The 9,458-nt window shown below is 62.1% G+C and carries 9 protein-coding genes; 1 reads left to right on the top strand and 8 read right to left on the bottom strand.

Going from position 1 to position 9,458, the window contains the following annotated elements; genetic code table 11:
* Positions 1-13 precede the first annotated feature (13 nt).
* Positions 14-535: a DUF3617 domain-containing protein gene (locus SNL23_RS23215; protein WP_076013237.1), complete on the bottom strand. Its 522-nt coding sequence runs from the start codon at positions 533-535 to the stop codon at positions 14-16.
* A 130-nt stretch (positions 536-665) separates the two neighbouring features.
* Between SNL23_RS23215 and cls the strand changes: the two genes are divergently transcribed.
* Positions 666-2,105 carry a cardiolipin synthase gene (gene cls / locus SNL23_RS23210; RefSeq protein WP_318303677.1) on the top strand — a complete coding sequence of 480 codons (1,440 nt, stop codon included), beginning with the start codon at positions 666-668 and terminating at the stop codon, positions 2,103-2,105.
* 106 nt (positions 2,106-2,211) lie between these two features.
* Here the strand turns inward: cls and cfaB are convergent, their stop codons facing one another.
* From cfaB to hflC, 7 genes are all read right to left on the bottom strand, one after another.
* A complete protein-coding gene (cfaB, locus tag SNL23_RS23205; RefSeq protein ID WP_167664590.1) occupies positions 2,212-3,396 on the bottom strand; it encodes a C17 cyclopropane fatty acid synthase CfaB in 1,185 nt (394 codons plus the stop codon).
* A gap of 87 nt (positions 3,397-3,483) precedes the next feature.
* Positions 3,484-4,269: a DNA-binding domain-containing protein gene (locus SNL23_RS23200; protein WP_318303675.1), complete on the bottom strand. Its 786-nt coding sequence runs from the start codon at positions 4,267-4,269 to the stop codon at positions 3,484-3,486.
* A complete protein-coding gene (bufB, locus tag SNL23_RS23195; protein ID WP_167664592.1) occupies positions 4,260-5,105 on the bottom strand; it encodes an MNIO family bufferin maturase in 846 nt (281 codons plus the stop codon). The genes SNL23_RS23200 and bufB overlap by 10 nt, the downstream gene beginning before the upstream one ends.
* Positions 5,106-5,168: 63 nt before the next feature.
* Positions 5,169-5,420: a BufA2 family periplasmic bufferin-type metallophore gene (bufA2, locus tag SNL23_RS23190; protein ID WP_003213503.1), complete on the bottom strand. Its 252-nt coding sequence runs from the start codon at positions 5,418-5,420 to the stop codon at positions 5,169-5,171.
* 107 nt (positions 5,421-5,527) lie between these two features.
* Positions 5,528-7,423 carry a cation-translocating P-type ATPase gene (locus tag SNL23_RS23185; RefSeq protein ID WP_167664593.1) on the bottom strand — a complete coding sequence of 632 codons (1,896 nt, stop codon included), beginning with the start codon at positions 7,421-7,423 and terminating at the stop codon, positions 5,528-5,530.
* On the bottom strand, positions 7,420-8,454 hold the full coding sequence (gene hflK / locus SNL23_RS23180) for a protease modulator HflK (protein ID WP_318303672.1): 1,035 nt from the start codon (positions 8,452-8,454) through the stop codon (positions 7,420-7,422). The genes SNL23_RS23185 and hflK overlap by 4 nt, the downstream gene beginning before the upstream one ends.
* On the bottom strand, positions 8,451-9,449 hold the full coding sequence (gene hflC, locus SNL23_RS23175) for a protease modulator HflC (RefSeq protein WP_173860313.1): 999 nt from the start codon (positions 9,447-9,449) through the stop codon (positions 8,451-8,453). Before hflC ends, hflK begins: the two co-directional genes overlap by 4 nt.
* Positions 9,450-9,458 lie beyond the last annotated feature (9 nt).

Here is a 9,458-nt window from a genome sequence, read left to right as displayed (position 1 = left end):
GGTTTATCTTAGGTTAAGCGCGCGGTTTGACGGTGCCGCAGTTGCTGCCCAACCACTGCGCGTGGGTGTCCAGGCTGCCCTTCTGCTGAATGCCGGTGGCATTGAAGGTACCGTTGACGGTGGTGGTGAATTCCTGCTGGCTCTGGAACGTCGCCACGCCGGTGCCCTGGGCTTTCGGGCAGCTGAAGCGGAATTTCCACTGGTTGCCGGTCTTGTCCGTCACTTCCTGCTTGCACCCGGATTGCGGGTCGGTCAGTGGGATGGAATCGGACGCCACCTGGGCCGGGGTCAGGCACACCTGCACGCCTTTGCCGGCCATGGTGATGCCTTGCTTCTCGAGCATGGCGCGTTGTTCCGGGGTCATCTGTTGCTTGAGCTGACCGAGGATCAGCGACAAGTCCGGCAGGTCCTGGTTATCGACCTTCATGTTGCTGGTGGTCAATTCCCACAAGCCCGGCGCCAACATCTGCGCTTGCGCCGCCACGGGCAGCGTTAAACCAACAACCATGGCCAAACCAAGCAGACGAGCATTCATCGGGTAACTCCTGGGCAATTGTCGGCGTTAGACGCCGCAAAAGCGCCAGTGTTGCACAGCAAATAAAATAGCGACATTCGTGGCCGAACATGGTCTGTTAGGCACTTGTTTGTCAGGAGTACCGTTGTCCATGGATTTCTTTGGCCCACACCTGCTCGCCTATTTCATTGCCACCCTGCATTTTCTGGGCACCCTCGCCGCCATCCATGCGGTGCTGACCGTCAGGACCGCCCAAGGCTCGATTGCCTGGGCCTTGTCGCTGATGTTCATCCCTTACCTGACGCTGATTCCCTACCTGATCTTTGGCCGCAGTACCTTCGACGCCTACATTCAGGCGCGTCGCCAGGCCAACCAGGAAATGCACAAGGCGATTACCGAGCTGAACTGGCGCCCTTGGGTCGAAGAGGCACTGGCCGCGCGTAATTCCCACGCTTACGCCTCGCTGCGGGCCATGCCGAAGCTGGGCCGCATGCCCTGCCTGGCGAACAATCAGGTGCGCTTGTTGATCAATGGCGAGGCTACCTTCAGCGCAATTTTCGAGGCGATCCGCTCGGCGAAGACCGCCGTGCTGTTCCAGTTCTTCATCATTCATGACGATGAACTCGGCCGCCAACTGCACGCCTTGCTCAAAGAAAAGGCCGCCGAAGGCGTCTCCATTTTCGTCCTGTATGACCGTATCGGCAGCCACGCCCTGCCCCACCGTTATGTGCAGTCGCTGCGAGACGCCGGGGTGCAGGTCAAGGCATTCGCCACGCGCAGTGGCTGGCTCAACCGCTTCCAGGTCAACTTCCGCAACCATCGCAAGATTGTGGTGGTCGACGGCATTACCGGGTTTGTCGGCGGGCATAACGTCGGCGATGAATACCTGGGCAAAAAGCCGCCCCTGGCACCGTGGCGTGACACCCATGTGCAAGTCAGCGGCCCGGTGGTGGCGTGCCTGCAGGAATCCTTTGCCGAGGACTGGTTCTGGGCCGCGCGGGAGTTGCCGCCGTTGCTGCTGCCGGATACCTACCCGGACGACGGCGTGCTCTGCCAATTGCTCGCCAGCGGCCCGGCGGATCCCTACGAGACCTGCTCGCTGTTTTTCGTCGAGGCGATTCATGCGGCGACCGAGCGGGTGTGGATCACCAGCCCGTATTTCATTCCCGACGAGGCGGTGTTTGCGGCATTGAGGTTGGCGGTACTGCGCGGGGTGGATGTGCGCCTGTTACTGCCGTCACGGCCGGATCACCGCATCGTCTACGCCGCTTCCAGCCTGTACGCGATCGAAGCCGTGCGCGCCGGGGTGCGGGTATTCCGCTATACACCGGGGTTCCTGCATCAGAAAGTGGTGTTGGTAGACAGTGAAATCAGCGCCATCGGCAGTGCGAATTTGGATAACCGTTCATTCCGGCTGAATTTCGAAGTGATGTTGCTGACCGTGGATGAGACCTTCGCCAGCCAGGTAGAGCACATGCTGCTGGATGACTTCGCCCAGGCCCATGAAATCAGCCAGGAAGAAAACCGCCAGACCCACCGCCTGCAACAGCTGGGCATGCGGGTCGCGCGGCTTATTTCCCCGATCCTGTAGGAGCGAGCTTGCTCGCGAAGAACGTTAACGATGACGCGTTCATTATGGATAAACGCGGCGCCCTCAAGTTTTTCGCGAGCAAGCTCGCTCCTACAGGTACAGCGGTTTACTGGTACAGATCATCCCGCGTCCACGGCAGCTCATGGCTACCATCGGCATGGGGTTTCACCGCCAGAATCTGATGCAGGTTGATCCAGCCCCGGGCAAACGCATAGGCACAGCCGGCAAGGTACAGGCGCCAGATGCGCAAGGCTTGCTCGGGCACCATCTTGCCCGCCGCCTCCAGGTTATCTTCCAGGCGCTCGCTCCAATGATCCAGCGTACGCGCGTAATGCAGGCGCAGGCTTTCGACGTCGACCACTTCCAGGCCCACGTCGCTGATCTCGGCTGTCATCATCGACAGGTGCGGCAACTCGCCATTGGGAAAAACATAACGCTCAATAAAATCCCCGGCACCACGGCCTACGGGCCGGCCATCAATATGCTTGGCGGTAATCCCGTGGTTCATCACCAGGCCGCCCTCACGCACCGCGCCGTAGAGAATCTTGCAGTACTCCGCCAGGTTGGCGTGGCCGACGTGTTCAAACATGCCCACGCTCACCACCTTGTCGAACCGGCCATCCTGGGGCAAGTCGCGGTAGTCGAGCAGCGTCAACTCAACCTGGTCTTCCAGGCCTTCGGCTCTCACCCGTTCCTGGGCCAGTTCCAGTTGTTCCTTGCTCAGTGTGATGCCAAACACCTTGACCCCGAATTCCCGCGCGGCATACCGCGCCAGCCCGCCCCAACCGCAACCCACGTCGAGCAAATATTCCCCCGGCTGCAGCCGCAATTTGCGGCACAGGTGGCGGAATTTGTCTTGTTGGGCTTGATCGAGGGATTCGCTGCCGGTCTCGAAATACCCGCAGGAATAGGCCATGTCACGGTCCAGCCACAGCTGGTAGAACTCGTTGGACAAGTCGTAATGGTAGGAAATAGCGGCTGCGTCGGTGGCCTTGTCGTGGATCGAGCGCACCGGACGAGTGTCCTCGTCGTCATTCACCAGGGCATGACTCAACTCGTCCACGACCCTGATCACTTCGGAAATGGAGCCTTCCAGCTCCAGTTTGCCCTCGACGAAGGCTTCGCCCAGTGAATTGAGCGTCGGATGGCTGAGGGTTGAAACCATCATGGGGTCCTTGACCACAATGGTGACACTGGGATCCGGGCCCAGGTTGAATTCATGGCCGTCCCAGAGTCGAAGACGCAGCGGTAGCTGAAGATTCTGTAAGGCCGGTGGAAGTTGCGCGAGCATGAGTAGTCCCCCCTTGTTTCAGACGTCTGAAATGAGGGTAGACCATCCACGGAAAAATTAGCAGGCTATCGAATCAATAGCGCTTTTCTATGGTGCCCGCCGCTGGAGCAAACCGTCCTGGATCCACTGTTTCAGCCAGGTAACCGCTTGCAATGGCGCGCCCTCCTGGTAAGTGACTGCCAACTCGGCACACAGTTCGGAAAAACTCCAGCCACTGTTGACCATGCCTGTCAGCGCGCTGGTTTCAGCCGCTTCCAGGCTGCGGTACTGGCAAACATTTTGATGCCGCCAAATGAGGCAGACCTGCGCCAACGGCAAGGGCTCGCTGTCGGGAAAGTCCCACTCGCCCTTGCTGGCGCGCCAGATGCCCAGGCTGTTGAAGTCACACAGCACTTGCTGCACCGAGGGCGCCAGTTGCACCTGCAACCCGGGCCAGTCTTCGGGCGGCAGCGATGCCATGTCCTGCACTGTCAGAGGCTCGCCCTGCGGCGCATCAAAGGCCAGGGTGAAAGCCCATTCCAGCCGCGCCAATTCGGCCAACGGCAAACCTTGCCCGGCGTAATGCTCGACGATAAACCCGGGTAAACGCTCGCCAAACCAGCGCAGGCTGTAATGGGCCGAGGGGTAACGCCGGATATAGGCCGAACCCAGTTGCGCAAACGCCTCATCCCCCAGCCAATACCAGACAGCGCTGAAATCATCGCGCAGCACTTCCTGCAACCGGGCGTGATAGGCGTTGTGGTAAATCGCCAGGCCCGTGTCGACATCCAGGGTCGGGCCGCCGATCAAGGTGGCGCTGAAGCCGTTATCGACAGTGGACGTCTCGGCCAGCAAGTGCTGCTCAAACGCCAGTTGCCAATCGATCAGGCGCATAACGCTCTCCTGTCCAATGCGCTCGCGCCCAGTTCGCGGGCTTTGCTCAGTTCGTCGAGCAGTTCCTGGAACGGCGGGAAATGGTCATCGCGCTCCAGCAAGGTCGAGACCGGCCCAAGATGCTCCAGAGTCTGCTGATACAGCGCCCACACCGGATCGCATACCGGATGGTCGTGCGTGTCGATCACATAGTCGCCGTAATCCATGTGCCCGGCCAAATGCAGTTGGCGGATGCTTTCGGGCGGCAGGTTGCGGATAAACGTCCAGGCATCGAAGCCGTGGTTGCGTGAGCTGACGTACACATTGTTCACGTCCAGCAACAGCTGGCAGCCGGTGAGATGGGTCAGGGCGTTGAGAAACTCCCACTCGGTAAACTCATCTGCCTTGGAGCGTACATAGCTGGAGACGTTTTCCAGCACCAAGGGACGCTGCAACACATCCTGCACTTGCCGTACGCGACCGGCCACGTGGTACAGGCTTTCTTCGGTGTAAGGCAGCGGCAGCAGGTCATGCAACTGGTGCGCATTGCCACGGCTCCAGCACAAGTGATCGGAAATCCACGCCGGCTGGATGCGCTCGGAGAGCTGCTTGAGTTGTTTCAGGTAATCGATATCGAGGGCATGGGGCCCGCCGATGGACAGGGACACGCCATGCATCACCAGGGGATAACGCTCGGCTATCGCGTCCAGGTAGTACAAGGCCTTGCCGCCCTGCACCAGATAATTCTCGGAGATCACTTCGAACCAATCCACGGTCGGCGATTGTTCAAGGATCTGCTGGTAGTACTCGCTGCGTAAACCCAGGCCGTAACCCAGACTCGGAAGGGAAGCGGACATAAACACTCCTGGGGAAAGTGTCCGCAGCGGCGGGGGCCCGCTGCGGTTGCACTCGGTGGTCGGTTACTCGCCGACTTTGCCGCCTTTCTGATCGCACATCGCTTTGCTCATCGACAAGAAGCCCTGGCCTTTGCAAGAGCCCATGCCTTTGCACGCGTGGTCTTTGGTCTTGCAATCGTTCTGGCCTTTGCAAGCGTTGACGCCATAGCAATGGACCTGGGCGTCTGCTGCCTGCACCTGAGTGGCAACACCGGCAAACATGCCAGCAGCGGCGATAGCGAGGGCGGCACCAGCAGCAGCGGATTTGATGTTCATTGTGTATTCCTCATGATCGGTAGTGGAGTCGGTCTGAACGGATTGTTCAGTCTCGACATAGCACTAGAGTGAGGTCCCCCAATAGCGTTACAGCGAGACTGAAAAATTTATTCCTCAAGTTTCAATAACGGCTCCTGGAACCGCAACAGACGCCCCGCATTGCCCAGCACCAGCAGCGTACTGAGGTTGTGCAACACCGCCGCAATCATCGCTCCCGCCGCGCCCAACCAGCCGAATGCGGCGAACACCACGATCGCCAGCGTCCAGCCCAGGCCGATGATCACATTGACCTGCAGCGTGTGCCGGCACTGGCGACTCAAGCGCACACAGGTACCCAAGCGCCGCAGGTCGCTGCCGATCAGCACCACGTCCGCCGACGCCAGGGCGATATCCGCCCCGCCAGCGCCCATCGCCACACCGACCACGCCGGCCTTGAGCGCCAGGGAATCGTTGATCCCGTCGCCCACCACCATCGGCCGGAAACCGCTGCCGATTTCCCCCAGCACTCGGTTGAGCTTGTCTTCCGGCAAGGCCTGGGCTTCGACGTCGCTGATGCCCACTTCCAACGCCAGGCTGTCGGCCACGCTTTGGCGGTCGCCGGTCAGCAGCAGTTGGCGACCGAGGCCCAGTTCACGCAGCTCCTTCATGGCCTGGCGGGCTTCAGGTTTCACGCTGTCCGCCAGCAACAGCCAGGCGAGGAATTGCCCGTTCAACGCGAGCCCGGCAATCGGGCCGTCGTGATTGGGGACCGCCGTGGTCGCGATGCCCAATTGTTCAAACAATTCCGGCCGACCGAGGGCGGCTTCGCCCTGCCCGGTCTGCGCGACCACACCGAGGCCCTGGCGCTCGCGAATATCCGACAGCACCAGCATTTGTTCCTGAGTCGCCAGCCCCGCCAATGCCCGGCTGACCGGGTGGCTGCTGGCCGAGCCGAGGCTGGCCGCAAGGTTGAGCAGCACTTGCCGATCCGGTTCGCGGGTGTCGATGGACTGCAAACGCAGGGTGCCAAACGTCAGGGTGCCGGTCTTGTCGACCACCAGTGACGTCAGGTCCGCCAACTCTTCGAGAAACGCCGAGCTGCGAATCAGAATGCCGTGACGCGCCGCCACTGCAATGCCTGCAATCGCCGTGGCCGGCGCCGACAACACCAATGCACACGGGCACGCCGCCACCAACACCGCGAGCATCGCCTGGGCGTCATTGGTGACAAACCAGGTGACCGCCGCCAGCAACAACACCAGCACCATGTAGCTGCCGGCGTAGCGCTCCAGCAATCGAGTGATCGGCGGCTTGGAACGTTCGGCGCTCTGCATCAGCGCGATGACTTTGCCCAGGGTCGACTCATTGCCGGTGCGGGTCACTTCCAGGCGCAGCAAGCCGTCGAGGTTGATCGCGCCACCAAACACCTGCACGCCAACACTCGCTTCCAGCGGCACCGATTCGCCAGTGATCGGCGCAGTGTCCAGGCTGGCCTGGCCCGACAGCACCACGCCATCGGCGGGCACCCGGTCACCGGCACGCACTTCGACGATATCGCCGGTCTTCAGGATGCCGTTGTCGACTTCCAGAATGGTCCCGTCAACCTGCACCAGGCGCGCATGGCTGCGGGTCAGTTTGCCCAGGGCATGAATCGCTTCCTGGGAACCGATGACGCTGCGCTCTTCCAGCACATGGCCGAAGATCATGATGATCGGCAGCAGCGCGGCGGTCAGCAGGTCGCCGGTGGCCCAGGCGCCCAACATGGCCAGGGCGATCAATTGGTCGGTGATGCCATGCAGGCTCGGATAACGCAGGCTGTACCAGGCCGAGCGCATCACGGGCACGGCCACCAGCAACGAGGCGACGCCCAGCAGCAGTTGGCTGACGCCGGTCTGGTCCGGCGCCAGCCAGCGCCATACCAGGCCCAGGCTGAGCAAGCCCAAGGCGAGCATCGCCAGGGTCAGTTGCCGGGCGGCGCTGCGTTGTTCGGCCGATGAAAGCATCGGGGCGGCGTGGGCGGTCATTGTTCGGCTCCCTGAATGATCAGGCGGGAATCGTCTTTAGGGTCGACCGTAGTCACGGAACCGGCCTGGCCGAGAATCTTCGGCAGGCGCTCACGGTACAGGCGCAGCAACAGGCCGGGGTCTTTGACTTGGGCCAGGCTGGCGACGGTGGCAGTTTGCGCTTGGGCGTTGGCCAGGCGCTCGCTGGCCTGGGCGTGGGCTACTTGTACGGCGCGGTCGGCGTCCTGATTGGCGGTCTGGGTGAGTTTTTCAGCGTCTGTGCGGGCGTTGGCCACCGCCTTGTCGGCTTGCTGGCTGGCGGTCAGCACCGCGTTGAAAGCGTTGACCGCCGGGCCCGGCAGGCTTGATTGCACGTCGACACGGGTGACTTCGATGCCCAGGCCAAGGCCGGTGGACGTCAGGTCAGCCAGGCGTTGATTGATGCCTCGCACCAGATCACCACGCAGCCGTTCGCGGCGTTCGGCAGCCTGGTTGTCGGCGCCGATCAGCTCGGGGCGCGCCACCAGAATGGTGTCCAGGTCTCGCGCAGCGGTCAGCACCACGGCGCTACGGGTGACCAGTCGATCCAAGGCCGGCAGCACGTGATCGGCCTGCAACACAAACGCGTAGGGCTCGGTGACCTTATAGAAGACCCGCACATCCAGCTGCACCACGCCGGCATCACCGGTCAGCAGGTAACCGGAGCCGGCCAGGGCATCGCTCAGCGGCGTGGCAAAACTGGCCACGCGATCGGCTTGAGTGGCCGCATCGGAACGCAGCAGGTTTTCCACCCGGCGCTCGATCACTCGATCGGCGGCCGGCAACAGCACCACTTGTTCGAACGGACGCGGCCAGGCCAGCAGCAGCCCGGCATTCTGAATCCGGTCCAGCGCGCCGAAGTGCAACACCACGGCGCGGTTCTGCGGGTCGATCTGCCGCACGTTGGAAAATGCCCACGCCAGCGCGGCCAATACCGTCACCGCATACAGCGCCAGGAACGTCAGCCGTCCAGCCTGGATCCACGGGCTGTCGAGGCTTTCCCGCTCACTCATGGCTGGACATCCTTCGGCCCGTCCACCAATGCGCGGAACGGCGCGGCGTCGGTGCGCAGGATGATTTTGGTACCCGGCGTGACCACTGTGCCGAGGGTGTCGAGGGAGCGCAGCAGGTTGTACAACTGCGGATTGCCGGCGTAGGCACGGCCATAAATCTGCGCGGCTTCGACCCGGGATTGCGCTTCGATATCGGCGGCTTTCACCGTGGCGTCGGCCTGGACGATCCGCGCATCACGCTCGGCAGCCGAACGAATCTGCGCCGCTTCACGCTTGCCCACGGCGGTGCGTTCAGTGGCGATGGTCTCGCGCTCGGCACGCATGCGGTCGACAGTGGCGGCCAGGGTCACCGACGGCAAGGTCAGCCGTTCAACACCGACCTGCACCACGCGCACGCCATAGGTGGTGAGCAATTGTTGATCAATCTGCTGGCGCAGTTGCGCTTCAAAATCAGCGATCCGAACTTGGCTGGCATCGGTGTTCACCAGGTTGGCCAGGTCGAAACTGGCGGCGGTGGTTTCCAGCGCCGAGCCGACAAAGGTGCGAATCTGCCGCGCCGCTTCGTCCGGCTGGTTCTGCACCGCACGCATAAAGCGCTGCACGTTGTCGGGGTCGCCCTGCACCTGCCAGGCCACATAGGCCTGCACGATGATCCGCAGGCCATCGCGGGTGCCCACATCCTGCAAACCGCTGGAGGTGGTGCGCAGGCGCAGGTCCACCGGGATCGCCGCTTCGAACGGCGCCGGCCAGCGCCAGCCCAGGCCCGGTTCCAGCAATACCCGCGACGGGTTGCCGAAGCGGGTAATCACCGTGGCTTCACCGGAACGCACCTGCACCAGGCTCGCCGCGGCGACGGCGAACAGCACCAGCAACACCGCCCAGCCCATACGCCGCCAAGGGAACGGGCCGGCTTCCTGTTCATCACCGTGATGGTGATGATGGTGGCCGTGGTGGTGACCATGGCCTGCGTGATCATGAGAATGAGCGCTCAACAGATGAACTCC

Origin of the sequence: Pseudomonas sp. SED1, from assembly GCF_034044025.1 — a bacterium.
In the GTDB taxonomy this organism is placed as follows: Bacteria; Pseudomonadota; Gammaproteobacteria; order Pseudomonadales; family Pseudomonadaceae; genus Aquipseudomonas.
Note: the sequence above shows the minus strand (reverse complement) of the source record. Positions and strands in the feature narration are given on the sequence as shown.

Excerpts from the sequence above, each read along its gene's own strand:
- SNL23_RS23215 (WP_076013237.1), bottom strand. The coding sequence starts at position 535 with ATGAATGCTCGTCTGCTTGGTTTGGCCATGGTTGTTGGTTTAACGCTG.
- cls (WP_318303677.1), top strand. The coding sequence starts at position 666 with ATGGATTTCTTTGGCCCACACCTGCTCGCCTATTTCATTGCCACCCTG.
- cfaB (WP_167664590.1), bottom strand. The coding sequence starts at position 3,396 with ATGCTCGCGCAACTTCCACCGGCCTTACAGAATCTTCAGCTACCGCTG.
- SNL23_RS23200 (WP_318303675.1), bottom strand. The coding sequence starts at position 4,269 with ATGCGCCTGATCGATTGGCAACTGGCGTTTGAGCAGCACTTGCTGGCC.
- bufB (WP_167664592.1), bottom strand. The coding sequence starts at position 5,105 with ATGTCCGCTTCCCTTCCGAGTCTGGGTTACGGCCTGGGTTTACGCAGC.
- bufA2 (WP_003213503.1), bottom strand. The coding sequence starts at position 5,420 with ATGAACATCAAATCCGCTGCTGCTGGTGCCGCCCTCGCTATCGCCGCT.
- SNL23_RS23185 (WP_167664593.1), bottom strand. The coding sequence starts at position 7,423 with ATGACCGCCCACGCCGCCCCGATGCTTTCATCGGCCGAACAACGCAGC.
- hflK (WP_318303672.1), bottom strand. The coding sequence starts at position 8,454 with ATGAGTGAGCGGGAAAGCCTCGACAGCCCGTGGATCCAGGCTGGACGG.